This is a genomic window from Caldisericia bacterium (genome assembly GCA_026414995.1).
Taxonomy (GTDB): domain Bacteria; phylum Caldisericota; class Caldisericia; order B22-G15; family B22-G15; genus JAAYUH01.
Genome location: JAOAHY010000004.1, coordinates 14,171 through 38,487, shown reverse-complemented (window position 1 = coordinate 38,487; position 24,317 = coordinate 14,171). Strand labels below are relative to the sequence as shown.

Genomic DNA, 24,317 nt, shown 5'->3' with positions numbered 1-24,317 from the left:
AAATGGAAAAGATTAAATTTAAAGTTAATGGAATAGAAAAGGTTTTAGAAGTTGAAGGAAATGAAAATTTATTAGATATTTTAAGAGAAAAATTAAATTTAACCGGAACAAAAAGAGGGTGTGATGATGCTTCTTGTGGAACATGTGTAGTTATAGTAAATGGTGAAGCAGTTAAAAGTTGTATATATTCAGTTAAAAAATTAAATGATGCGGAAATTTTAACAATTGAAGGTCTATCTAAAAATGGAGAGTTGCATCCAATTCAAAAAGCAATGATTGATTCTGGTGCTGTTCAATGTGGATATTGTATTCCAGGTATAATAATGGAACTATATGCTCTTTACAGTAAAAATATAGATGCAGATGAAAATGAAATAATTGATGCATTAGATAAACACCTTTGCAGATGCACAGGTTATGAATCTATTTTAGATGGTGCAAAACTTGCTCAAAGATATTTAAAACAAAATAAATAATAGGAGGTTTATATGTATGATATTGTAATTAAAAATGCAAAATTAAGAAAAATGGAAGGTCTTTATTCGATTGGGATTAAAGATGGAAAAATTGAAAAAATTTCAAAAAATTTAAACGAGAATGCTAATACTTTGATTGATGCTGAAGGTAAACTTGTAACAGAATCATTTGTAAATCCACATCTTCATCTATGTAAAGTCTACACCTTTATGATGATGGAAGAGGAAGCACTAAAAGATTATCATGGTGAAAATATGGGTAAAGCTATGACTGCAATAGAATTAGCAGCACTTGTAAAATCTAAATATGATGAAAAGTGGATTTTCCCTAATGTGAAAAGAGCTTTAAATCATGCAGTTCGTTATGGTGTATTGCATGTAAGAGGTTTTGCTGATGTTGATTCAAAAGCAAAATTAGAAGGTGTTAAAGCGCTTTTAAAAGCAAAGGATGAATTTAAAGGTGTTTTAGATCTTCAAGTAGTTGCTTTTCCTCAAGATGGTGTAGTAAGAGAAAAAGGAGCTTTTGAACTTGTTGAAGAAAGTTTAAAAATGGGAGCTGATGTTGTTGGTGGAATTCCTTGGATTGAATATACAGATGAAGATGAAAAAGAACACATTGATAAAATGTTTGAACTTGCAAAAAAATATGATAGAGATATATCAATGCTTGTAGATGATGCAGGTGATCCTACTCTTAAAACACTTGAAATGTTAACTTTAAAAGCAATCAAAGAAGGTTTTATTGGAAGAGTTCTTGCTCATCATGCAAGAGCAATGCAATTTTATCCAACTCCATATCTTATGAAATTAATTGCTTTATTAAAAAAGGGAGGAGTTGGTGTTGTTACTGATCCACATACAGGCCCACTACATGCAAGAGTTAGAGAGATGTTAGAAGAAGGTGTTCTTGTTGTTTTAGGACAAGATGATATATCTGATGCATACTATCCCTATGGAAGAAACAATATGTTAGAAGTCGCATTTCTTGTATCTCATATTTTATGGATGACAACAAAAAGTGATATGGAAAGGTTATATGATATGATTACTATTGATGCAGGTAAAGCAATAGGTCTTAAAAATCATGAATTAAAAGAGGGGAATCCTGCAAATATTGTAGTTTTAAATGAAGACAATGTTTTAGAAGCATTAAGATATCACAGAGAACCAAAATTTGTTATAAGTAGTGGAAAATTAATAGATATTTCAAAATTTGAAATTTAATAATTAAAAAGGAGGAGAAGCAGTTTATCTTTCTGCCTCTCCTCTTATTATCTCCTTAATTCTTGTTAATCTCCCGTGTGTTTCCCTTTCAAGTTCATCAAGTCGCATTTTTATAAACTTTATTGTTTCATTAAGAGAAGGAATTAAAATATATTCAAGTGCATTTACTCTTCTTCTTGTTCTTTCTATGTCTTTAGCAAGTTCTTCTAATGTTTTATAAATATTTATATATTCAATTAATTTTTCAATAAAATTTTTAAAAACTTGATTTGCTAAATCAAACTCAAAATTTGAAAGTGTATAAGGATAGTTAAAAATTTCACTAATACTTTTTATTTTAAATTGAGGAACATTAACCCCCATAATATTTTTCTTTTCATAGGTTAAGGATATTTCTAATCTTTTTTTAGTTAATAAATCAAATCTTTCTTTTCCAAGTTGAGAATAAGATAATATTATTAATTTTTCAAGTTTTAAAAATTCTTCATCCAAATTTTTTGTTTTTTCTTTAAAATCTTTTATTAAAGAAACAAATTCTTTAATCATTCCATCAAGTTTATCTTTAAGAAGTTTATGACCGCGAGTTGCAACTGTAAGTCTCTTTTTTAGAGTAAGCAAAACCATTCTATTTGGATTTACTCTTAACTTCATACTTTCTCCTCTTTTAAGAATCTTTTAAGATACTTTTCAATATATTCTTCTCTTACTCTCTTTAATTCAGGTATTGGGATCATAGATAAAAGTTTCCATCCAATATCTAATGTTTGTTCTATAGATCTATTCTCATATTCACCTTGATTTACAAATTCTCTTTCAAATCTTTCAGCAAATTTTACAAAAATTCTATCAACAGTTGATAATGCAGTTTCTCCTAAAATTTTTGCTAACTCTTCAGCGTTTTTTCCTCTTGAATATGCTGCATATAATTGATTCATTAAATCTGAATGATCTTCTCTTGTTTTTTCTCTTCCTATTCCTCTATCTTTTAATCTTGAAAGAGAGGGTCTTACATCAATTGGAGGATATATTCCCTTTTTATAAAGTTCTCTAGATAAAAATATTTGACCCTCTGTAATATAACCTGTTAAATCTGGAATTGGATGTGTTTTATCATCTTCAGGCATACTAACAACAGGAATTTGTGTTATTGAACCTTTTTTTCCTTTAATTCTTCCTGCTCTTTCATAAATTGTTGCAAGATCTGTGTACATATAACCTGGATAACCTCTTCTTCCAGGAACTTCTTTTCTTGCAGCAGAAATTTCTCTAAGTGCTTCACAATAGTTCGTCATATCTGTTAAAATAACAAGAACATGCATATCAAGATCAAATGCAAGATACTCTGCTACTGTTAAAGCAGTTCTTGGTAAAGCAATTCTTTCAATAACTGGGTTATTTGCTAAGTTTATAAACAAAACCGATTTATTAATTGCACCAGTTTGTCTTAAGTCTGAAATGAAAAAGTTTGCTTCTTCAAAAGTGATACCCATAGCAGCAAATACAACTGCGAATTGTTCTCCTGTTTTTAAAACTTTAGATTGTCTTGTTATTTGAGCAGCAAGTCTTGGATGAGGAAGTCCACTTCCTGAAAAAATTGGTAATTTTTGTCCCCTAACAAGAGTATTTAATCCATCAATAGCAGATATTCCTGTTTGAATAAATTCATTTGGATAGTCTCTTGAATATGGATTAATAGGATTTCCATTTATATCTCTTAAATCTTCAGGAATAATTTTTGGTCCATCATCGATTGGTTCTCCAAAACCATTAAAAATTCTACCTAAAATATTTTTTGAAACTGGAACTTCAAGACCTTTTCCTGTAAATTTTACTCTTGCTTCTTTAGGATCTATTCCAATTGAAGGTTCATAAAGTTCAATAAGCGCTTTATTTTCTTCAGCAACCATAACTTGTCCTCTTCTTTTTTCTCCATTTTTGAGAGTAATTTCAACAAGTTCTCCATATTTAACACCTGAAACATCTTGAACAACCATTAATGGACCAGCGATTTCGCTTGTTGTCAAATACTCTTTTGCCATTTATTTAATTTCCTCCTTAACATTCATAACTTCATTAAAACCTTCTTTTATTTTTTTGTATAGTTCATCAAAAAGTTCTAATCTTTTCTCATCAATATATTTAGCTCTAGCAATATCAACTCTAAATGGAAGATTTATTATTTTTTCAAGTTCAACACCTTCTTCTAATGCTATATTTCCGAGTTCATAAAATAAAAGAATTGCTTTAAGCATAAAATATTGTTTATTTAATGATGTGTATGTATCAATTTCGTGATAAGCATTTTGATGCAAAAAATCTTCTCTAATTGATTTTGCAGTTTCAAGTATTAATCTATCTTTTGGAGATAAAGCATCTATACCAACTAACCTTACAATTTCTTCAAGTTCTGCTTCTTTTTCAAGAATTTCCATTGCTTTTTCTCTTAATTTTGGAAATTCTTCACTTATATTTTTTTTATAAAAAGGATCTAAGTCAACTGTATATAGAGAATAACTTGTTAACCAATTAATAGCAGGAAAGTGTCTTTGTGAAGCAAGTGCATCATCAAGTCCCCAAAAAACTTTTGTTACTCTTAAAGTTGATTGCACAACAGGATCTGAAAGATCACCTCCTGGTGGAGAAACAGCACCAATAACACTCAAAGTGGATATTCTTGAATCTTTTCCAAGACAAATAACCTTTCCTGCTCTTTCATAAAAAGAAGCGATTCTAGATGCAAGATAAGCGGGATACCCCTCCTCTCCGGGCATTTCTTCTAATCTACCTGAAATTTCTCTCATTGCCTCAGCCCATCTTGAAGTTGAATCAGCCATTAGAGCAACATCATATCCTTGATCTCTAAAATATTCTGCAAGTGTAATCCCAGTAAAAACTGAAGCTTCTCTTGCAGCAACAGGCATGTTAGATGTATTTGCAATTAATATTGTCCTTTTCATAAGAGGATATCCTGTTTTTGGGTCTTTAAGTTCTGGAAATTCTATTAAAACTTCTGTCATTTCATTTCCTCTTTCACCACAACCAACATAAACTATAATATCTGCATCAGCCCATTTTGCAAGTTGATGTTGAGTTACAGTTTTACCAGAACCAAAAGGACCAGGTATACAAGCAGTGCCGCCTTTTGCAATAGGAAAGAAACCATCTATAACTCTTTGACCAGTTATTAAAGGTATATCTGGTGGTAGTTTCTTTTTAAATGGTCTTTGAATTCTAACAGGCCAATGAGTTAACATTTTAATTTCTATTTCTTTTCCATCAGAATCAATAATTGCAACTGGATCCTCTACTTTCAATTTACCTTTAAATACTTTTTTTACCTTACCTCTAATTCCAATTGGTACTAAAATTTTATGTTTAACAATCTCTGTTTCCTGTACAACTCCAATTATGTCCCCCTCTTCAACGAATTCTCCTTCCTTTATTATTGCCTCAAATTCCCACTCTTTATCTCTTGGAATTGAATTTTCTTTAACACCTCTTACAATATAAGAACCATGTTTTGAGCTTATGATGTCAAGTGGTCTTTGAACTCCATCAAAAATTGAACCAATAAGACCTGGACCCAATTCAACAGAAAGTGGCTCACCTGATGTTATAACCTCTTCACCTGGGCCTATTCCACTTGTTTCTTCATACACCTGTATAAATGATAGGTCTTCTTTAATTTGAATTATTTCTCCAAGAAGACCTAGTTTTCCAACATAAACAACATCATACATTTTTGCATTTTTAAGCCCTCTTGCTACAACAAGAGGACCAGAAACTTTTGAAATTATTCCTTTTTCCATGATTTATTCTCCTTTTTCAAGAATATCAACTCCAATTGCTTTCTCAGTAAGTTTTTTAATATACTTATAATTTATTTCCTCTCTTTTTCCTTTTGAAGGTAAAAATAAAACAACTGGTAAAATTTTCTTGTTTAATTCTTCATAAACTTTTAATATTTCATGAGAAACTTCTTCTGATATTATCAATATTGAATATTCATCATTCTTATATGAATTTATAAAATTTTCAATAATATTTTCACTAAAAGTTTTTATTCCAAAAGAAGATAAAAATTTAGAAATTATTTCATCTCCAAAATATGCAATTTTACTCATTTATAACTCTTAACCTCCTTAGCACTTCATCATGAGGTAAATTATATGTAATTCCATGGTAAATTAATCTAAGATTTATATTATTTAAGCTTTTAAGAACAAGATAGGAAAAAATTATCTCAGGGCCAAATACTAAAAATTTTGAATTTTTCAGATAATTTATTAATATGTCATCTCTTTTTTTGTCGAATAGTTCAAAAAAAATTATTGGATTTTTTTCATAAGTTTCAGGATATTTTAAATTAATAAATTCAATAAAACTATCTAATGATTCTTTTTCATAATTTTTGAACAATCTGTAATTTAGCCTTCCGCTATCAATAAATCTAAAATAAGTACCAAAATATTTGTGTTTTAAGAAACTTAAAATATTATAGAAATCAATTTTTAACTTTATAAAATTTTTAAAGAAATCTGAAAAGTTTAAAAGAAAGAGTTCTTTTTTAATTTTTTCATATTCCTTTTCAAATAGATTATTTTCATCTCTAATAATTTCATATTCTTTTTCAATCTCGAAATATTTATACAGATTTTCATCAGAAAGAATTCTTTTAAATCTTTTTATTGTGTCGTTCCAGTCAAGAAGTAAAATTTCATCTAAATTTAAACTTTCAGTTTCAATTTCATAACTTTTTTTAATATGATCTAAAAAAACTTCTTTTGAGAGAGATAAAAATGATTTTAATGTTTCTACTTTTGGAAAATAACTTATAAGTATGATTGATTTTGCTGATAAATAAGAATAGTTACTAAATTTCAGTTTCATGTTTCTTCAAATATAATTTTTGAAATTTTGAGAATATTCTCATTAAAAATTTCATTAAATTTATCAACAAGAGAGATTTTTGAGATATAACTTTTTCCTTTCACAAAAACTTCATTATCTTCTATAAATTTTATATGGGTATTTGGAAATCTCTTTTCTATTTCTTCTGTAATCTCTTTTTTAAAATTTTCATTAAAAATCTCTTTTATCTTTTTATCGAAGTGAACCTCAACATCTGATGATTCGACATTTTTTATTATTTCTTTTTTATAAAAATCTCTTAAATTCTTTACAGAAAGAGACTCTAATAACTGATATGAATAACTCTTAAAACTTTCTAAAATTTCATTTTTGAAATTTAGAATTATTAATTCTATTTTATTTTTAATATCTAGTTCTTTCTTTTCTCTAAAAGAAGTTTTTTCCTTTTCTATCAACTCATTCCATTTTAATTGAATAAACTTGACTTTTTCTTCATAATCCTTTTTTAATTTTTCTATTTCTTGATTAAATTTTTCATTTAAATTTTTTATCTCTTCTTCCCCCTCTATTTCAATTTCTTTAATTAATTCATCTATATTCATAGACCTTGGGTTATAAACTGAGTTACTAAGATTGCTGCAATAAGTGATATGACTGCATAAATTTCAACAAGACCTGGTAAAATTATTGCTCTACCTGCCTCTTCTTCTTTTTCTGCAACAAGATTAATTGATGCTGCAGAAACTTTTCCTTGCCAAATCGCAGAAATAAGTTGAACCATACCCATTCCAAGACCTACAAAAAATAGCTGCATTCCGGTATTAACTGGTATTTTAGGAACTCCTCCAAACAAACCTATTCTTGTTGCAATCCAGAAAAGTTGTATGAAACCATAAAAACCTTGTGTTCCTGGAAGTGCAGTAATAACGAAAAGTTTTCCATATAAATGAGGCTTTTCTGAGAGAACACCAGCAGTTTGCATTGTTGAAATTCCAATACCAATTGCAGATCCAATTCCAGCTAATGTAATCGCAGAGGCCATACCTAAAATTGCAAAAACTAACCCATAAACTTCTGACATATTAACCACTCCTTTCTTTAGTTTTTTATTATCACTTTTTCACTCTTAAACTTAAATGGTGTAAATTTCTTTCCACCATTTTCATAAAATCTCCCAAAAAACTCTAAAAATATTAACCTTGTTGGATGAACAAATGATCCCAAAAGACCCATAAATATATTTAATCCATGACCTAATACTAAAATTAATGGAATTATTAACAGTGCTAAAATTCCTTTTGAAAACATCCTTGCGATTGTGTTTATAAGAATTCCCAAGACTGTTGTTGAAAATCCCAATGCAAGTAATCTGGAATATGAAAGAATATCTCCTAATGCTGAAGAAAAACCATATGAACTCACAATACCATATAAAGAAACAATCCCACCAATTATTTTTCCGGTTAGTTTTTTAGAACTCCTTCCACCAGTTAATACTATTATTAAAATTCCTGATATGAATAAATATAAACCAATTTTAGATAAAATTGGATTTTTTGATAAAACAATATAAAGAATAATTCCAATTAATGCAATAATCCAAGAAAATTGATCAAATATTGCATCTAATATATTTCCTTTTCTGATATTATCTAATGCTTTTAAAATTAAACCAAAAATTTGTGTTATAAAACCAACAGCAAGAGAAAAAATAAGCATTTTTATGAGACCTGGAGTTTCACCTGGTTTTTCCTCAAGAAGGTCAATTATTGCAAGTTTTGGAAAAGATATTAAATCACCTGCATATGAATTTGTTAACACTCCTACAATAGTTGAAAATATACCAAGAATTATAAAGAAATAAAAGAAATTCCTGTCTTTTTCATGAACATTAAATTTTTTAATTATAAAAAAAGAGCCTAGTATTAGAAGCAATCCATATATTACATCACCAAAACAAAGAGAAAAGAATAAAATAAAGAATGGTGCTAAAAAAGGAGTTGGATCAAAATCTCTATATTTAGGATAACCATACATATTAACAAGCATCTCAAAGGGTTTAATAAATTTATTATTTGAAAGAGAAACAGGAACTTTTTCTATATTTTTTGGTTCTTGAGCATATATTAAAACTCTTTGAAATTTCTCTTTTGTTTTATTTTTTAGTTCATTAAAATCTTTTTCCCTAATATATCCGAATATATAGGTTAAGAATTTTGACTCAACTATTTTTGATTTAGTTTCTTCTTCATATTTTTTATCTAAGTAATACTCTCTTATTATTTCAATTTTTTTTATAGAGTTAGATTCTTTTTTCTTTTCTTTAGCCAAATCCTCAAGAGTCTTATTTAATGAAATCAATTTATCTTTATACATATCAACAATTTCTTTAGGTTTTCCTTTGAAATTCTTAATCTCTAATTCTTTGAATTCCAATTTTTCGAGTAATTTTTCAAATTCAAAATCTTCTCTTTTATAACCAATTAAAATATAAAAATTATTTTTATCTTCTGAAATAATTCTTGTCTCGCATCTTTCTTTATTCTCTTCTATTTTTTTAAAATTTACCTTTTTTAATTCACCAATTTTTAAATTCAAAGTTTTTATAAGTGATAAAATTTCAATATTTAAATTTAAGTTATAATATGGTGAAAGAACTTTTAATTTATGTTCTATATCTTTTATTTCATCTTTAATTTTTTCCTCTTTTTTTGTTATACTATGTATTTTTTCATAAACTTTTTTAATATCAAAATTGTGTACTAAATTTTGAAGTTCACTAAAACTTAACTCAATTCTTTCTGGAATAAAATCTTTTATAAAATTACCTTTCTTTTTAAATTTTGATAATTCTTGTATTAAAAATTCAATTTGTTTTAATATTTCATCATATTTTTCTGGATCTTTATCTTTAAAATATGAAAGACCATTTATATTTTGGATTTCATCAATTTCAACTTTGCCTTCGAGTTTTAAAAATTGATAATATTTAGAAAATTCTTTTTTTGGCAAAAAGATATGAATTTCAAGCATTCTATCTATTGCCATTTATTCTAGAATCCTCCCTAAAATAAAATCAAATGCTTTTTCAAAGTTCTTTTCAAATTTTTCTTTTTTGTTTTTGAAATCTTCTTTTATTGTTTCAATTTTTTGATTTAATTTATCTTCATACTCTTTTTCTAAATTTAATAACTCTTCTTCTAGTTTCTTTGAAAATTCTTCTTCTACTTTTTTTAAATATTCTTCATTTTCTTTTATAAACTTTTTTCTTTCTTCTTCTAAATCCTTTTTAAATTTCTCAATTCTATCTTCTATTTCCTTTTCTTTTTCATAAATCTTTTGTATAAAGTCAACCTCCATATACCCTCCTAAAAAACCAACTTTATTATTATATATTATTTTAAAACTTTAATAAAGTTATAATCTTTATCCATAAATCCTTGAAGATTAGCTCCTTGTGATTTAAGATCTAATAAATAATTCAAAATATTTTCAGTTATTATTTCACCTGGAACAAGAATTGGAAGACCTGGAGGGTATGCTGAAACAATTTTTCCTGATATTCTTCCTTTTGCATTAGTAAGTTCAATAATTTCTTTTTCTCTTAAAAACGCTTCTTTAGGAGTTGCAGCCATAGGTGGTATTTCTGGTAAAACAAAATTATTTTCAATTGGTTTTTTTCTTTTTTTCATAACTATATCTTTCAAAGCTAAAATAAGAGCATCAATCTCATCTTTAGTTATTCCAGGTGTTAAAAATATAAGTATATTATTTGAATCAGAGAGTTCTATCTCTATATTATATTCTTTATTTAAAATTTCCTCAACCTCAAATCCGGTAAGACCAATATTTTTTGTATTAACAGTAATCTTTGTTAAATCAAGATCATATATTCCATCATTAAGAATCTCTTTACCAATAGTGTACAAACCATCTATTTTATTTATTTCATTTCTTGTATACTCTGCTAACTCTAAAACCTCATTCCAAATTTTCTCTCCTTCTGTTTCCATTTGATATCTTACAACATCTAATGATGTCATAAAAAGATAACTTGGAGATGATGACTCGAGAAAAGTTAATGCATCAAAAACTCTATCCATGTCAATATTTTCTCCATTTATATGTAAAAATGAAGTTTGAGTTAATGATGGAAGAGTTTTATGAGCAGATTGAACTATCATATCATATCCTAATTTTATTCCACTAATTGGAAGTTTTGAATTAAAAGGAAAGTGTACACCATGAGCTTCATCAAGAAGCATAGTTTGATTATACTTTCTACCTATTTTTAATATCTCCTCAATATTTTCACACATTCCGTAGTAGTTTGGTGAAGTTATAAAAGATACTTTTGAATTATTATTTTTAACAACTTTTTCATATGTTTCTGGTTTAATACCCCATGGAATACCAGTAGTTTCATGTATTTCAGATTGAATATATACTGGAATTAAGTCAAAAACTGCGAGACCACCAATAATAGATCTGTGGGAATTTCTTTGAAGTATCACACTATCTTTTGGGTTCAATGTTGAAACAAGCATGACAAGATTCCCTACAGTGCTTCCATTTATTAAAAAGAAAGTTTTTTTTGCACCGAAAGCCTTTGCTGCTAATTCTTGTGCCTCTTTTATTACACCTTCTGGTTTATGAAGGTAATCCATACCTTCAACTTCTGTAATATCAAATAAAAATATATTTTCACCCCAGAGTTCTTTTAAAAATTTATGAACACCCTTTCCTCTGTGGTGACCTGGCATATGAAATGCAGGTCTTTTTTTATCAATATAATTTTTTAATGCAAAAAGTAAAGGGATTCTTTTATCCATTTTTCACTTCCTGGTCGGGATAGTGGGATTCGAACCCACGACTTCTTGGTCCCGAACCAAGCGCCCTTCCAAACTGGGCCATATCCCGTTTTTAGTAATTTAAATTAAAATGGTCGGGGCGACTGGACTTGAACCAGTGGCCCCCAGCACCCCATGCTGGTGCGCTAGCCAACCTGCGCCACGCCCCGACCTCTCTTTATTTTATATTAAATTTAATTTTTTTCAATAATATTTAATTAATTTTCTTATAAACAACAATATAACCAAAATATGTTTTTATTTTTTTATATAACATAAAATTTTTGTTAATTTGAGAGTTAATTTCATTGTCTAAATTTCTTCCTTTTCCAAGAATCACTAATCCATTTTTATATATTATTTCATCTATAAGATCTAAAATATAATTTATTCTATTAAATGCTCTTGCAACTACTTTGTTAAACTTTAATTTTTCTTTTTTTAATTCTTCTGCTCTTAAGTTTAAAATATAAACATTATTTAAATTAAGATTTTCTTTTATATAATTTAAAAATTTACAAACATTTTGTTTTCTATCAATTAAATAAAAATCAGAATTTTCAAGAATAATTGATAAAGGTATCCCAGGGAAACCAGCGCCACTTCCTAAATCTAAAACTTTTTCTCCATCATTTATATAATCTATATAGTAAAATGACTCTTCAATATATTTTTTATAAATTTTATCTAAATTCAATTCACACATAATGGGAATTTTCTTTGGTGAATTCAATAGTAATTCTGAATATCTATTTAATTTAATATATTTCTCAATATCTAAATCTTTTTTTAATAAATCATTCATATTATTAAAAGTTAAAATATAATTTAAATTTACAATTTTTAGATCAATCTTACTAATGCATCTTTAAAACATCTTTTTGCTTTTAAATAAAGCATATGGATAAATTCATCTGAATATGTATCTATATTTTTAATTTTTTCATCTAAAAAATCACCTTTTTCGATTTTTCTAATAACAAATCTTTTTATACTACCAATATTGTCAATAATCTCTTCAAAATCTTCCTCGCTCATAGTTGATGGATGAGGAGTTACTGAAATTTCATAATCAAAAGAACTATTTTTTAAAAAAAGTAACAAATTTTTAATATTTCTTAAATCAATACTTACTTTCGCAACTTCTTTGTATTTTGATTCATTTATTGGAGCTTTAATATCAATAGAAAGTAAATCAATTAATTTTGTTGGAAGTAATTTTCTAATTAATGCTTCATTTGAACCATTAGTTAATACTTTTGTTAAAAAGCCTAATTTCTTTAAATCTTGAAGTAAGGGTAAAAGAGAAGGATTTAAAAAAGGCTCACCACCATTAATAACCACAACTTCAATCCATTTTCTATTACTCAATAAAAAATTTCTTATCTCTTCATAAGGTATATCAGGAAGTAAAGATGGATTTAAAACTAAATCCCTCTGATTGCAATAAGGACATCTAAAATTGCATCCACCAAGATATAAAATTGTAGCACCTTTACCATCCCATTCTTTGATATTTCTTTCAATAACTTTTTTAACTTTTATGTTTTCATACATTATTAACTCCTATAACATAATTGCTATTATCACTTATAAATGTTATTTTTTGCTTTCACCAAGCAATTTACTCTTTTTATATGCTTCAATAACACCACTCATAATTGTATATTTTAATCTATTCTCATCAAATTTATATAATGCTTCAATTGTAGTACCACCTGGGGATGTTACCATATGAATCAATTTATGTGCTTCTTCTTGAGTTTGTTTTTTAAGTAAAATAGATCCTAAAATTGTTTGAATTGAAAGTTTTTCTGAAACATCTCTTGAAAGACCAAGATAAACTCCTGCATCAATCAAAGCATCAAGAAAATAAAAAACATAAGCAGGACCTGAACCACTAATTGATGTTCCAATATCAATGTGATCCTCTTTTAAAACATAAATCTCTTCACCAAATGATGATAAAATCTTTCTCACAAATTCTCTTTCACTTTCATTTAATCCAATATCTGTCCATAGAGTTACAGCTTCACCAATTTGTGCATTTATATTAGGCATAGTTCTTACTACTTTTTTTACTTTAAATGACTCTAATAATTTTTCTATTTTTACACCTGCCATTATAGAAAGTAAAATTTTATCTTTAAAATCCTGTTCTTTAAGTTCCTCTGATAAATCTTTTAAGTTTTGAGGTTTAACAGCAGAAATTAAAATGTCACCAAAGTTAAAAGCATCTAAACTTTTATTTGAACCATTAATTCCATATTTTTCTTTTATGCATTTTAATCTTTCTTCAACAATTTCAGAAACAAATATTTCTTCTTTATTAAAACCTTTGTTAATTAAACCTGATAAAATTGCTTCTCCCATTTTTCCTGCACCAAAAAAACTTATTTTCATATTTCTAACCTCCTTAGAAGGTTTAATCAATATAAGTTTAGCATAAACAATTATTTTCTTATCTGACCTGAACCTAAAATAATATATTTTGTTGAAGTTAATTCTCTTAAACCCATAGGTCCTCTTGCATGTAATTTTTGTGTAGAAATTCCAATTTCTGCACCTAATCCAAACTCGCCACCATCTGAAAATCTTGTTGATGCATTTGCATATACACAAGCAGAATCAACTAAATTCAAAAATTTCATTATGTTTTCATAATTATTTGATATTATTGCTTCAGAATGATGTGTGCTATGTTTATTTATGTGTTCTATTGCTTCATCAATATCTTTAACAATACCCACTGTTATTTTTAAATCAAGATATTCTAAATCCCAATCTTCTGTAGTTGCAGGTTTTGAATCTTTATAAATTGAATTTATATATTTATCTCCAATAATTTCAACATTATTATTCTTTAATTCATCTAAAATTTCAATTACATATTCTTTTGGAATATCTTTATGAATTAAAAGTTTTTCAACTGCGTTACAAACAGATGGCTTTTGAACCTTTGCATTTACTAATATTTTTTTAGCTATTTCTAAGTCAAATTCTTTATCAATATATATGTGAACAACACCTGCTCCTGTTTCAATAACTGGAACTTTTGAATTTCTTTTAACAAAATCTATAAAATTCTTATTTCCCCTTGGTATAATTACATCAATATATTCAATTAAATTAAACATTGCTTCTACTTCTTTTCTATCTGTATTTTCAATCATTTGAATAGCTCCATCAGGAATTCCATTTTTATAAGCAACATCGCTTAAAATTTTATAAAGGATAAGATTAGAATTAATTGCTTCACTACCTCCTCTTAAGATAACTGCATTTCCACTTTTTAAACAAATAGAAATTGCGTCAACTGTAACATTTGGTCTAGCTTCATAAATCATTCCAACAACACCTATTGGGATCCTTTTTTTTAAAATTATTAATCCATTTGGCCTTGTAGTTCCTTCTACAATTTCACCAACTGGATCTGGAAGTGATACTAAATTTTTAATGCCTTGTGCCATATCTAAAATCCTTTTTTCATTAAGCAATAATCTATCAAGCAAAGATTTCGAAAGACCATTTTTTTCTCCATTTAAAATATCTTTTTTATTTTCATATAAAATTTTTTCAATATTTTGAATTAATTTATCAGCCATAATATTTAATACATGATTTTTTATTTCACTACTTAACTCACCCAATTTTATTTTCGATAAAAATGCTTTTTTTGCTTTCTCTTCAACTTCAAGCATGACACACCTCTTGTTTTTGTTAAATTATATCAATTATAATATTAGTGTTATAATTTAAAAAGGTCTTATATGGAGAAAAGAGAAATTTTAAGAATAAATGATCTTTATGTTGAAGTTGATGGTAAAGAGATTTTAAGAGGAATAAACCTTACAATTAAAGAAGGTGATACAATATCTATATTTGGCCCAAATGGTAGTGGCAAAACAACTCTAATTTTAACAATCCTTGGTTTTAGTGGTTATAAAATAAAAAAAGGAGAAATAATATTTAAAGATAAATTATTAAACGATCTTTCAATTGATGAAAGAGCAAAGTTAGGAATTGGAGTTTTATTTCAAAAGCCTCCTTCGATAAAAGGAATTAAATTTAAAAAGATTCTTGAAATTATATCAAATAACAGTAATTATAAGAATTACATTGATATTTTAAAATTAAATGACCTTCTTGAAAGAGATATTAATTTAGGTTTTTCAGGTGGAGAATTAAAAAGATCTGAACTTATTCAACTTATTGCTCAAGACCCAGATTTTATAATTTTTGATGAACCAGAATCTGGAGTTGACCTTGAAAATATAAAAATTATAGGTGATACAATAAATAAACTTTTACAAAAAGATTTAAATATTGTTAATAGAAAAAAATCTGGAATAATAATAACACATACAGGTGGTATTCTTGAATTTGTTGAAGTTGACAGAGGTTATGTTTTATATGATGGAAAAATTTTATGTGAAGGAAATCCAAATGAAATTTTAAGAAACATAAAAGAAAATGGATTTAAAGGTTGTGAAAGATGTATAACATAGATGAAGATTTAAAAAAAGAAGATATAGAAAAACTCCTTAAAGTTGGAGTAGATATAGAAGAAAAAAATAGAATTGGATCATTTTTGTTTATTGATAAAGGTATATATAATATAAGTTTGAAGCAAGAAGGTGTTGAAATTTTACAACTTAAAGAAGCATTAGAAAAGTATCCTGAACTTAATAATTATATTTTTAGAATAATAGATAAAGATAAAGATGTTTATACTAGACTAGTAGCAAAAAAAGGCTTATCTGGTTTTTTTATTAGAACTTTACCAAATGTTAAAACTCATTTACCAATTCAAACATGTTTTTTGATCAAGAAGATAGGTTATTCACAAATAGTTCATAATATAGTGATAGCAGAAGAGAACTCTGAGTTAAACTTAATAAATGGTTGCGCAGCTGCAACATATTCAGATAGAGGTTCCCATATTGCAGTTACAGAATTTTATGTTAAAAAAGGCGCAAAAATTTCTTTTACTATGATTCATGATTGGGCACCCAATGTTATTGTTAGACCTAGAAGTGCAGCACTTGTAGATGAAGATGGAATATTTATTTCAAATTATGTTTCATTAAAGAAAGTCAGAAGTACTCAAAGTGAACCTAATATTTATTTAGTAGGAAAAAGAGCAAAAGCAAAACTTGTTTCAATTCTTTTTGCTGATAAAGATACACATCTTGATATTGGTGGAAAAATTTTCTTGAATGGTGACGAAACAAGTGGTGAAATAATAAGTAGAGTTATAAGTGATGGTGGAAAAATAATTTCAAAAGGGTCACTTATAGGAAAAGGTAAGAATATTAAAGCACATATGGAATGCAACGGAATTATGTTAAAAGATTTAGGAGAAATTATTACAATTCCTGAATTATATTCTAAAAATAAAGATGTTGAAATGAGTCATGAAGCAATTGTTGGAAAAATTGCTAAAGATGAAATTGAATATCTAATGTCAAGAGGAATAAAAGAAGATGACGCTATCTCACTAATTTTAAGAGGGTTTTTAAATGTTAAAATTGAGGGTCTGCCTGAAATATTACAAAGATCTATAGATACAGCAATAGAATTAACCTTTAAAGGAATGTAAATAGGAACTTGGAAGAAGATAAGCCAGGTTCTGTGTTTAAGATGGTCATCTATCTAAGCGGTCAACCCGAGAACTTATATAATTGGGCAAAGTTCTCCTATTTGACCTTGCTCCGAGTGGGGTTTGTCCATGGGATCAGTCACCTGATCCCATAGTGTGCTCTTACCACACTTTTTCACCCTTACCAGGATTAAAAGATCCTGGCGGTGTAGTTTCTGTGACACTTTCCCGGGATTACTCCCGCTGAACTTGCGTTCAGCACTCTTGCCCATGGAGCCTGGACTTTCCTCAGTTAACCTTTAAAGAGGTTAACTGCGACCATCTCTTCTTCCAAGTTCCATATATAATTATACTAAATTAGGTATCAATTTAACAGGAAATTCTTTCTCCCCAACTATTGTTTTTAAATAATCTGGTAATAAAGTTAAATTTTCTAAGACTCTTTTTCTAACTTTATCTGGTTCAGGAATTTCTCTTACTAATTTACCATTTCTGATCAATGGTTTTAAAAGCTCTTTAAACCCCTCTTTTTTATTGCCATATAATGTTACTATATCTTCAAATTTTTCATTTCTTAATACTTGTTTCTTTCCTGGATAATTTCCAACTTTTGCTCTAGGATTTCCATTTACTTCTATAATTTTTAATGCAAAGTCAATAACATCAGCATCAGCAATTTTTGTTCCAACTCCAAAGCCATCACCAACATCATTTAATTCTACGATAGAATATTCATCTAAACCACCACTGAAATATATCAAAACATCATTTCTACCTTTCAGGTTCAAATACCATCTTATTTCTTTTCCAATTGCTTTTAAATTACCAGAGTCAATTCTAACACCCTTTAAATTTTTACCTAAAACTTCTAATGCATCTTCAAGTTCTGTAATAGGTGAGCCTGATGTATCTATTAAACATATCCTAGGAATTTTTTTATCAACAATTTCATCAAAGCTTTTAAATGCTTTTTTATTATCTCCAAGAACAAGAATTAATGCATGAGGCATAGTTCCAACTGCTTCTTTGCCTAAATATTTAGCACCAATTACATTAGATACTCCATCAAATCCTGCTATGTATGTTGCATATTCAATTGTTGGAGCAAGAAATGGATGTTGTCTTCTTGTTCCAAATGAGAGAACTGTTTTATTTTTTGCTGCAATTCTTACTCTAATTGCCTTTGATGCTATACCTGAATATGAACATATAAAACCTAATATTGATGTTTCATATCTAACAAAATCAATATATTTACCTGAAATGTTTAAAACAGGTTCCTCTGGAAAGAAAAAATCTCCCTCTTCCATAGCATCCACATCGACTGGCAAACCCTCTAGAAGTTTTGCAACCTCATAAAGCCCTGCTAGAACTCCAAATGTATAATTTTTATCAGGAAATTTTTTAGTCATAAGTTCCATAGTTACTTCTGTTTCATCGTTTAGTCCTTTTAATACTTCTTCTGTTCTTACAAAATATGCATCAGTGCATAATCCTTGTTTGATTTCTTCTTCTGTTGGTACTCTAAAAATTTTCATTTTACCTCCTCAAGAAGTTTTAGTGCATCTTCAAGAGAGATAATTTTCGCATTAAAAATATTTTTCATATAATTCAATGCAATTTCATGGTTTTCTTCACTTATTGATGCTGTTCCATCATTTAAAACATAAATATCAAATCCTCTATAAAATAATTCTCCAACATTATTTTGAACACAAATGTCAGTGGAAATTCCAACTACAAAAGCAGTATCAACCTCTAATTTTTTTAATAAAAGATCTAGGTCAGTTTTAAAAAAACCTGAATAAGTTCTTTTTAAAATTATATAATCATTTTTTTTAGGTTTAAGTTCTTCAATAATTTCGCTTCCTTTTGAATCTTTTAAAGCGTGTTCGCCCCAAAGTTTCTCTTCAGGATCTCCTTTTTCATGAGAATCTTTTAAATAAATAATTGGAATTTGCTTTTCTCTTGCAAATTCAATTAGTTTTTGTATGTTTGGAATTATTTTTTTTGCCCTTTCATTCTTAAATTTACCATCAATAAAATCATGAATCATGTCAACTACTAGAACAAATGGTTTCATTTTTTCCTCCTAAATATATGGCGGAGAGGGCGGGATTTGAACCCGCGAAGCGGATAAAATCCGCTTTCCTGCTTTCGAGGCAGGCGCTTTAGACCGCTCAGCCACCTCTCCGTAAAATTTCAAAAAAATTTCTATATATTTCAAAACACTCCTTTTCAAGAATTCCATTCACTATTATAATTTTAGCATTTAAATATTCCAAAATATTTATTTTACCTCCAAAAGCGCCATGTTCTTTATCAAAAAAACCAAATATAACTCTCTTAATTCTAGATTCAATAATTGCACCTGCACACATTAAACAAGGTTCTTTAGTTATATAAATTTCACAACCATTTAATCTCCAATCATTCAATTTATTAGTTGCAATTCTTATTGCATTTATTTCTGCATGAGATGTAGAATCTTTATTTTTCTCTTTTTTATTATGTGCTCTTGAAATTACTATTCCGTCTTTTACAATTACAGCTCCAACAGGTACCTCATATTCTAAAAAAGCCCTCTTTGCCTCATAGAGGGCTACCTTCATATAAATTTCATCTTTTTTATTCATTTATTAATGGAATCTTGTAACTTTGAATTTATATATTTTTACATCTGTATCTTTTGGATGTATACCTGCTTTAAGTTTTGCAATTCTTAATTGTTCTTCCACACTATCAACACCCTCAATATTAGGTAAAAGAAGACCTCTTCGAAAACCTTTTGAAACAATTACTCCATAAATTTGGGGATTAAGTTCTTCTAAATCTTTTACTTCTTCTGGCTCTTCAAGCAAATCAACAGAATATGTTAATTCATCGAGTTCATTTTGAGAAACTGGTGGAAATCTAGGGTCCTCAGTTGCAGATGCAATTGCATTGTATATAATTTCCTCAATTACATTCTCTCTTGTTGGTAGATATGTACCAATACAACCTCTTAAATCTTTCCCTTTATGAATAGTAACAAAAGCTCCTTTTCTGATATTTAAATACTCTTTATATTCATCTAAATTTGGTATAAAAATCTTTCTTTGTTTTACATATAGTTCAACTGTATTTTTAGCAAGTTTTACAAGTTTATGCATTTTCTCTCCTTTCTACTATACAAACTAAATATCCTACTCCAAATGGTCCTTCATAAGATAAAATTTCTGCTTTAAATTCATCAAATGGCATTAATGTAAAAAGTGTTAGAATAGATCTATAACCACATTCGCTTGCTTCTTCAATTAAATTTTCTGGTATAGATAGTAAATCTTCAAAATTTTCATTTTTAATTGCTTCTATAACTAAATTATCAAATTTGGGTCCACTTGGATGAAATCCATAAGGACCTGTTGAAAGTAATCTATGAGACATATCTCCAGAAGCAATAAAAGCTATTCTTTTATCAGGTAAATCAATCTCATTAAAAATTTCTTTAAAAATTTTAAATTTATCTCTATCAAGTGTAAAATGTTGACTCATACAGACAATTTTAAATTCATAATCCTTTAATTTATCTAGATAATAAAGTGGAACTAAAATACCATGATCAAGTGTATAATCAGGTGGAAGTTTATAAAATTTAATTCCGAAATTTTTTCCTATATTTATGATAGAATCAACAAGTTCAATATCATTTTTATATTCAAAACAAACCTCACTTGCTCCAAATTGTGAAAAATCTCCATATAAGGTATCTCCTGAAAAAATTGTTATACCATCTCTAATAAAAGGAGAGTGAGGTGACATGAAAAGAATGGTTTCAACTCTTTGTTTTATAATTTTTTCAGCAAGAATAAATAAACTTTCATCGGTTTTTTTTACATATTTTCTTTCTAAACCACCTATTTCAGGTATTAAAAGTGGGGGATGTGGAGAAATACCTCCAATTAAAAATTTCATAACTCACCCTAATTTCTCATAAGAATATATATTTATATTTTGAAATACTCTATTAAACTTTTCACCTACTATGCATTTATCAATTTTCATTCTTAACGCAATTGCAATAGCTTCTCCTGTTTCTTTTGAACCACCTACTCTTTTACCAAGGTCTTCTGCCATACTTTCTTCATATTTAGTTAATTCAACTGGTTTAATTTTTTCAGAAGTTCTATATTTAATTGGCAAATCTGAAACAGCTTTCGAATCGATATACGCTTCTTGTAGAAATGGAAATAAATCTAATTCAATTATTTTTAATAAAGTTTTTCTATCAATGACAACTTTACCTTTTAAAATTGTTGTATCTATAATTTTTTCTGAAACTATTTCTTTTGGTATAAGTTCTTTTGGTTTTTCTGGTATCGAAATAACTGGTATAGTTTCTTCAAATTTTGATTCTTCTTTTATCTCATAATCCTTTTTAAATTCTATTGTTTCTTTTTCTTTCTCTTCTGGCTTAATTTCTATTACTTCCTCTTTTTCTAATTTTATTTCTTCAATCTGTTCTTGTTTTTGTTGAACTTCTTCTAATTTAGGCTCTTTTTTTATTTTTTCTACACCAGGTATTTCAATCTCTTCAATTTCTTCAATTTGTGCTTTTGGTTTTTCTATCTTTTTTCTTCTCATTAAAAGAATTATCAAAATTAATAATAGAATAATTAAAATAATTAATAAGAAAAAGTTAAAACCTTTTAAAAATGGAGGCAGTATCTCATCAATAAAAGCTGGAAGTTTAATAGAAAATTTTGGTAAAGCAATTTTTATAAATTCAATATTCTTAAATAAATCACTAACAATTTTTAAATTATTAATAAAATTAGTAAATCTTAGTGGCAGAAGAGTAATTTCCCATAATATTATATTTATTAGACCCTCTGGTATTTCAACTTTTGGGGGTTTTCCAGTTGGTGTTTCAGGTTTCGATGGTGGTGTTGTTCCTGTACCAATAGGTTCTGTTTTTCCTATATCTATTAAAATAGATTCATCCTTTACTGGTGAAATATTAAATAATATTTCCCTTGTAAGGTGATTTGTTGATTCAAAAACAAGTACATCTTTATTTGATTTAATTGAAATTTGAGATTTAGATATTTCAGTTTCATATTGAAAAATAGACATTTTTTGAAGTGTAACTTTTTGATTTTTATTATTGTTATAATCAATTAAATTTACTTCAGTATCATCTTCTAATGCCAAAACATAAATAACTCTTTTGTGGCCTTTTGAGAATTTTGTTGAAATTTTTCCAGTAATAAAATTAAACTCTTTTTCATTTGGAATTCCTGTTACTGATAGTATTTGTTCTCCACCAAAATTTGATGAAGTTCCGAATGTATAAATATATGACAATTTTTGTATATTAAGATCAAATCCCTCAATTTCTGTCTCAATTTCTTTAATTTCTGATTTATTTATTGTACCTTTTAAATTTTTTTTCGATTTTATTAAATTGATATTGTAATTTATATCAGAAATTGGAGAAAAAACAGTTAAATCTTTAAATGAGAATGCATTTAAATTTCCTTTATAAGAAATCATTGGCAAAAAAGGTGAATCATCAAAATTTCCATATTGAATTAAAACAGGATAATCAGATTTAAATAAAATAACTGAAGCATATTTAAAAGAGAATGTGAGTGGATTTAACTTATCAATTTTTCCATTGTATATTAATTTTCCTCCAGCATCTTCTATATAAATTTTATTATTATCAGCAAAAGAAGAAATAAACATATCTTTATTAGTAAAAATTACACCTTCGCTTCCAATATAATAAGTTAAATCATCATCACTTTTATCTTGCGGTTCATTTATATTTGTATCACCAATTGAAGAAGAAATGACCATAATTGGACCTGTTGATTTAACATAAAAAATTTGAGGTTTTGAAAGATCTATTCTTTTAAATTGCCCATATTTAACTTTTCCTTCAAAAAGAGATTTTCCATCCTTTGTAATTACTTTTACATCACATTCTTTCAAACCAACAATATAAATTTTTTCAAATGAAATACCATAAAATTCAGTTCCAATAAAATTTGGATATGAAAAATATATATTTTCTAATTCTGTTCTTTTTTCTTTAGTTGCAAATCTAAATTCTAATTTTTTTTCTTCACCTTTATTTAAATTTAATTCAAATCTTATTTTAACCTTTTTATCCTCTTGATTTATTAATTGAACAGGTATTTCTTTATTAGTTTTAGAATCAATTAGAATAAAATTTGAATCTTTTTTTAAATTTTCATCTTCTATTGTTAAATATATAAAATTTGGGTTTCTTAAAATTCCTCCGTTTTCTTTTATTGTTATAATTTTTTTATATCCCTTTTCTTCTGAATAACCTATTTTTGGAATAACAAAAATTAAATTTAATAAAATAAATATAATTATTATTTTTTTCACATTTTTATTATAATTTAACATAATGTTGTTGTAAATAATTTTCTTAAATTTCAAACTTTTATTTTTTCCTCCTCATATATTAGTATAACATCATCTCTTTGTATTTTTATAACATGAGTTGGGCATTTTTCAACACATAATTTACAAAGATCACATAAATTCATATCAATTTTAGGTAAACCATTTTCACCCCATGAAATTGCTTTAGTTGGACAAACTTTAATGCAAATACCACATTTAATACAACCTCTTTTACACTCTTTTCTAACATCAATTCCTTTTTTGGGACTATTGCACATAATAATTCCATAATTACTCCATTTTAACATTATTATTACATTTCTTGGACAAATTCTAGAGCAAATTCCACATCCAGTACATTTGTCGTAATCAAATTCTGGTAGACCATCTTTCATTTTTATTGCATCAAAAGGGCATGCTCTTTCGCATGTTCCAAAACCAACACACCCATATTCACAATTTTTATCACCATTAAAAGCAAATTGAACTTCTCGACAATCTTCAATTCCAGAATAACTTGCTCTTTTAATTTCTGTATATATGTCTCCAACACATTTTAATACAGGTCTTTCTTTATCAATATTTAAAGGGTTTTTACCCACGATTTCAAGAATTCTGCTCATATTATCTCCATTTGTTACTTTGCATTTTGTTGGATCTATTCCTTCATTTACTATTGCGTTTGCAAATGCTTCACATCCAGGATAACCACAAGCTCCACAATTTGCACCAGCAAGAAGTGATTGAATTTCAGAAACCCTTTCATCAACTTTTACTTCAAAAATTTTATTAAAAAAAGATAATAGAATTCCAAAAATAATTGAAATACCCCCCATTATAACAACAGATTTTAAAATTATATTCATATAA

General features: G+C 27.3%; 25 protein-coding genes, 3 tRNA genes and 1 other RNA gene. 4 read left to right on the top strand and 25 right to left on the bottom strand.

Annotated elements, in window-relative coordinates; all coding sequences use genetic code 11:
- Positions 1 to 2 precede the first annotated feature (2 nt).
- Both N3D74_02505 and N3D74_02500 read left to right on the top strand, forming a co-directional pair.
- Positions 3 to 476: a (2Fe-2S)-binding protein gene (locus N3D74_02505; protein ID MCX8095047.1), complete on the top strand. Its 474-nt coding sequence runs from the start codon at positions 3 to 5 to the stop codon at positions 474 to 476.
- Positions 477 to 488: 12 nt separating this feature from the next.
- Positions 489 to 1,700, top strand: coding sequence for an amidohydrolase family protein (locus tag N3D74_02500; protein MCX8095046.1), 1,212 nt, complete (start codon positions 489 to 491; stop codon positions 1,698 to 1,700).
- Between the two features lie 24 nt (positions 1,701 to 1,724).
- Here the strand turns inward: N3D74_02500 and N3D74_02495 are convergent, their stop codons facing one another.
- From N3D74_02495 to N3D74_02420, 16 genes are all read right to left on the bottom strand, one after another.
- On the bottom strand, positions 1,725 to 2,351 hold the full coding sequence (locus N3D74_02495; protein MCX8095045.1) for a V-type ATP synthase subunit D: 627 nt from the start codon (positions 2,349 to 2,351) through the stop codon (positions 1,725 to 1,727).
- The gene (locus tag N3D74_02490) at positions 2,348 to 3,739 is read right to left on the bottom strand and encodes a V-type ATP synthase subunit B (GenBank protein ID MCX8095044.1); all 1,392 of its coding nucleotides are present in this window, start codon (positions 3,737 to 3,739) and stop codon (positions 2,348 to 2,350) included. The genes N3D74_02495 and N3D74_02490 overlap by 4 nt, the downstream gene beginning before the upstream one ends.
- A complete protein-coding gene (locus N3D74_02485; protein ID MCX8095043.1) occupies positions 3,740 to 5,509 on the bottom strand; it encodes a V-type ATP synthase subunit A in 1,770 nt (589 codons plus the stop codon).
- A gap of 3 nt (positions 5,510 to 5,512) precedes the next feature.
- Positions 5,513 to 5,824 (bottom strand): hypothetical protein, encoded by a 312-nt coding sequence (locus tag N3D74_02480; GenBank protein ID MCX8095042.1) that lies wholly within the window; start codon positions 5,822 to 5,824, stop codon positions 5,513 to 5,515.
- Positions 5,817 to 6,590, bottom strand: a complete 774-nt coding sequence (locus tag N3D74_02475; GenBank protein ID MCX8095041.1) for a V-type ATPase subunit — start codon at positions 6,588 to 6,590, stop codon at positions 5,817 to 5,819. Before N3D74_02475 ends, N3D74_02480 begins: the two co-directional genes overlap by 8 nt.
- Positions 6,587 to 7,174, bottom strand: coding sequence for a hypothetical protein (locus N3D74_02470; protein MCX8095040.1), 588 nt, complete (start codon positions 7,172 to 7,174; stop codon positions 6,587 to 6,589). Before N3D74_02470 ends, N3D74_02475 begins: the two co-directional genes overlap by 4 nt.
- Entirely contained in the window at positions 7,171 to 7,653 is a 483-nt protein-coding gene (locus N3D74_02465) for a V-type ATP synthase subunit K (protein MCX8095039.1), read from the bottom strand. Before N3D74_02465 ends, N3D74_02470 begins: the two co-directional genes overlap by 4 nt.
- A 17-nt stretch (positions 7,654 to 7,670) precedes the next feature.
- Positions 7,671 to 9,620 (bottom strand): V-type ATP synthase subunit I, encoded by a 1,950-nt coding sequence (locus N3D74_02460; protein ID MCX8095038.1) that lies wholly within the window; start codon positions 9,618 to 9,620, stop codon positions 7,671 to 7,673.
- Positions 9,621 to 9,932 carry a chromosome partitioning protein gene (locus N3D74_02455; protein MCX8095037.1) on the bottom strand — a complete coding sequence of 104 codons (312 nt, stop codon included), beginning with the start codon at positions 9,930 to 9,932 and terminating at the stop codon, positions 9,621 to 9,623.
- A gap of 35 nt (positions 9,933 to 9,967) precedes the next feature.
- Positions 9,968 to 11,404 carry an aminotransferase class V-fold PLP-dependent enzyme gene (locus N3D74_02450; GenBank protein ID MCX8095036.1) on the bottom strand — a complete coding sequence of 479 codons (1,437 nt, stop codon included), beginning with the start codon at positions 11,402 to 11,404 and terminating at the stop codon, positions 9,968 to 9,970.
- Between the two features lie 11 nt (positions 11,405 to 11,415).
- Positions 11,416 to 11,492 (bottom strand) — tRNA-Pro (locus tag N3D74_02445).
- Between the two features lie 22 nt (positions 11,493 to 11,514).
- Positions 11,515 to 11,592: transfer RNA gene (locus tag N3D74_02440), tRNA-Pro, on the bottom strand.
- A 44-nt stretch (positions 11,593 to 11,636) separates the two neighbouring features.
- Positions 11,637 to 12,227, bottom strand: coding sequence for a 16S rRNA (guanine(527)-N(7))-methyltransferase RsmG (rsmG, locus tag N3D74_02435; protein MCX8095035.1), 591 nt, complete (start codon positions 12,225 to 12,227; stop codon positions 11,637 to 11,639).
- 38 nt (positions 12,228 to 12,265) lie between these two features.
- Positions 12,266 to 12,979, bottom strand: a complete 714-nt coding sequence (locus tag N3D74_02430) for a radical SAM protein (GenBank protein MCX8095034.1) — start codon at positions 12,977 to 12,979, stop codon at positions 12,266 to 12,268.
- A gap of 42 nt (positions 12,980 to 13,021) precedes the next feature.
- On the bottom strand, positions 13,022 to 13,825 hold the full coding sequence (gene proC / locus N3D74_02425; protein ID MCX8095033.1) for a pyrroline-5-carboxylate reductase: 804 nt from the start codon (positions 13,823 to 13,825) through the stop codon (positions 13,022 to 13,024).
- Between the two features lie 50 nt (positions 13,826 to 13,875).
- Complete coding sequence (locus tag N3D74_02420) at positions 13,876 to 15,123, bottom strand: glutamate-5-semialdehyde dehydrogenase (GenBank protein MCX8095032.1); 1,248 nt, start codon at positions 15,121 to 15,123, stop codon at positions 13,876 to 13,878.
- 69 nt (positions 15,124 to 15,192) lie between these two features.
- Between N3D74_02420 and N3D74_02415 the strand changes: the two genes are divergently transcribed.
- Complete coding sequence (locus N3D74_02415) at positions 15,193 to 15,930, top strand: ATP-binding cassette domain-containing protein (protein ID MCX8095031.1); 738 nt, start codon at positions 15,193 to 15,195, stop codon at positions 15,928 to 15,930.
- Complete coding sequence (locus N3D74_02410; protein MCX8095030.1) at positions 15,918 to 17,024, top strand: SufD family Fe-S cluster assembly protein; 1,107 nt, start codon at positions 15,918 to 15,920, stop codon at positions 17,022 to 17,024. Before N3D74_02415 ends, N3D74_02410 begins: the two co-directional genes overlap by 13 nt.
- 4 nt (positions 17,025 to 17,028) lie before the next feature.
- Here N3D74_02410 and rnpB read toward each other — a convergent pair.
- From rnpB to N3D74_02365, 9 genes are all read right to left on the bottom strand, one after another.
- Positions 17,029 to 17,358, bottom strand: an RNA gene (gene rnpB / locus N3D74_02405) — RNase P RNA component class A.
- Between the two features lie 13 nt (positions 17,359 to 17,371).
- Positions 17,372 to 18,562 (bottom strand): nicotinate phosphoribosyltransferase, encoded by a 1,191-nt coding sequence (locus tag N3D74_02400; GenBank protein MCX8095029.1) that lies wholly within the window; start codon positions 18,560 to 18,562, stop codon positions 17,372 to 17,374.
- Positions 18,559 to 19,107: a cysteine hydrolase gene (locus N3D74_02395; protein ID MCX8095028.1), complete on the bottom strand. Its 549-nt coding sequence runs from the start codon at positions 19,105 to 19,107 to the stop codon at positions 18,559 to 18,561. Before N3D74_02395 ends, N3D74_02400 begins: the two co-directional genes overlap by 4 nt.
- 18 nt (positions 19,108 to 19,125) lie before the next feature.
- Positions 19,126 to 19,218 (bottom strand) — tRNA-Ser (locus N3D74_02390).
- The gene (locus tag N3D74_02385; GenBank protein MCX8095027.1) at positions 19,205 to 19,660 is read right to left on the bottom strand and encodes a nucleoside deaminase; all 456 of its coding nucleotides are present in this window, start codon (positions 19,658 to 19,660) and stop codon (positions 19,205 to 19,207) included. Before N3D74_02385 ends, N3D74_02390 begins: the two co-directional genes overlap by 14 nt.
- Before the next feature lie 3 nt (positions 19,661 to 19,663).
- A complete protein-coding gene (amrA, locus tag N3D74_02380; GenBank protein MCX8095026.1) occupies positions 19,664 to 20,176 on the bottom strand; it encodes an AmmeMemoRadiSam system protein A in 513 nt (170 codons plus the stop codon).
- Entirely contained in the window at positions 20,169 to 20,978 is an 810-nt protein-coding gene (locus N3D74_02375) for an MEMO1 family protein (GenBank protein ID MCX8095025.1), read from the bottom strand. The genes amrA and N3D74_02375 overlap by 8 nt, the downstream gene beginning before the upstream one ends.
- 3 nt (positions 20,979 to 20,981) lie before the next feature.
- The gene (locus tag N3D74_02370; protein MCX8095024.1) at positions 20,982 to 23,480 is read right to left on the bottom strand and encodes an IgGFc-binding protein; all 2,499 of its coding nucleotides are present in this window, start codon (positions 23,478 to 23,480) and stop codon (positions 20,982 to 20,984) included.
- Complete coding sequence (locus tag N3D74_02365; protein ID MCX8095023.1) at positions 23,477 to 24,313, bottom strand: RnfABCDGE type electron transport complex subunit B; 837 nt, start codon at positions 24,311 to 24,313, stop codon at positions 23,477 to 23,479. The genes N3D74_02370 and N3D74_02365 overlap by 4 nt, the downstream gene beginning before the upstream one ends.
- Between the last annotated feature and the right edge of the window lie 4 nt (positions 24,314 to 24,317).

Coding starts and splice junctions, on each gene's coding strand:
- N3D74_02505 (MCX8095047.1), top strand. CDS start 3: ATGGAAAAGATTAAATTTAAAGTTAATGGAATAGAAAAGGTTTTAGAA.
- N3D74_02500 (MCX8095046.1), top strand. CDS start 489: ATGTATGATATTGTAATTAAAAATGCAAAATTAAGAAAAATGGAAGGT.
- N3D74_02495 (MCX8095045.1), bottom strand. CDS start 2,351: ATGAAGTTAAGAGTAAATCCAAATAGAATGGTTTTGCTTACTCTAAAA.
- N3D74_02490 (MCX8095044.1), bottom strand. CDS start 3,739: ATGGCAAAAGAGTATTTGACAACAAGCGAAATCGCTGGTCCATTAATG.
- N3D74_02485 (MCX8095043.1), bottom strand. CDS start 5,509: ATGGAAAAAGGAATAATTTCAAAAGTTTCTGGTCCTCTTGTTGTAGCA.
- N3D74_02480 (MCX8095042.1), bottom strand. CDS start 5,824: ATGAGTAAAATTGCATATTTTGGAGATGAAATAATTTCTAAATTTTTA.
- N3D74_02475 (MCX8095041.1), bottom strand. CDS start 6,590: ATGAAACTGAAATTTAGTAACTATTCTTATTTATCAGCAAAATCAATC.
- N3D74_02470 (MCX8095040.1), bottom strand. CDS start 7,174: ATGAATATAGATGAATTAATTAAAGAAATTGAAATAGAGGGGGAAGAA.
- N3D74_02465 (MCX8095039.1), bottom strand. CDS start 7,653: ATGTCAGAAGTTTATGGGTTAGTTTTTGCAATTTTAGGTATGGCCTCT.
- N3D74_02460 (MCX8095038.1), bottom strand. CDS start 9,620: ATGGCAATAGATAGAATGCTTGAAATTCATATCTTTTTGCCAAAAAAA.
- N3D74_02455 (MCX8095037.1), bottom strand. CDS start 9,932: ATGGAGGTTGACTTTATACAAAAGATTTATGAAAAAGAAAAGGAAATA.
- N3D74_02450 (MCX8095036.1), bottom strand. CDS start 11,404: ATGGATAAAAGAATCCCTTTACTTTTTGCATTAAAAAATTATATTGAT.
- rsmG (MCX8095035.1), bottom strand. CDS start 12,227: ATGAATGATTTATTAAAAAAAGATTTAGATATTGAGAAATATATTAAA.
- N3D74_02430 (MCX8095034.1), bottom strand. CDS start 12,979: ATGTATGAAAACATAAAAGTTAAAAAAGTTATTGAAAGAAATATCAAA.
- proC (MCX8095033.1), bottom strand. CDS start 13,825: ATGAAAATAAGTTTTTTTGGTGCAGGAAAAATGGGAGAAGCAATTTTA.
- N3D74_02420 (MCX8095032.1), bottom strand. CDS start 15,123: ATGCTTGAAGTTGAAGAGAAAGCAAAAAAAGCATTTTTATCGAAAATA.
- N3D74_02415 (MCX8095031.1), top strand. CDS start 15,193: ATGGAGAAAAGAGAAATTTTAAGAATAAATGATCTTTATGTTGAAGTT.
- N3D74_02410 (MCX8095030.1), top strand. CDS start 15,918: ATGTATAACATAGATGAAGATTTAAAAAAAGAAGATATAGAAAAACTC.
- N3D74_02400 (MCX8095029.1), bottom strand. CDS start 18,562: ATGAAAATTTTTAGAGTACCAACAGAAGAAGAAATCAAACAAGGATTA.
- N3D74_02395 (MCX8095028.1), bottom strand. CDS start 19,107: ATGAAACCATTTGTTCTAGTAGTTGACATGATTCATGATTTTATTGAT.
- N3D74_02385 (MCX8095027.1), bottom strand. CDS start 19,660: ATGAATAAAAAAGATGAAATTTATATGAAGGTAGCCCTCTATGAGGCA.
- amrA (MCX8095026.1), bottom strand. CDS start 20,176: ATGCATAAACTTGTAAAACTTGCTAAAAATACAGTTGAACTATATGTA.
- N3D74_02375 (MCX8095025.1), bottom strand. CDS start 20,978: ATGAAATTTTTAATTGGAGGTATTTCTCCACATCCCCCACTTTTAATA.
- N3D74_02365 (MCX8095023.1), bottom strand. CDS start 24,313: ATGAATATAATTTTAAAATCTGTTGTTATAATGGGGGGTATTTCAATT.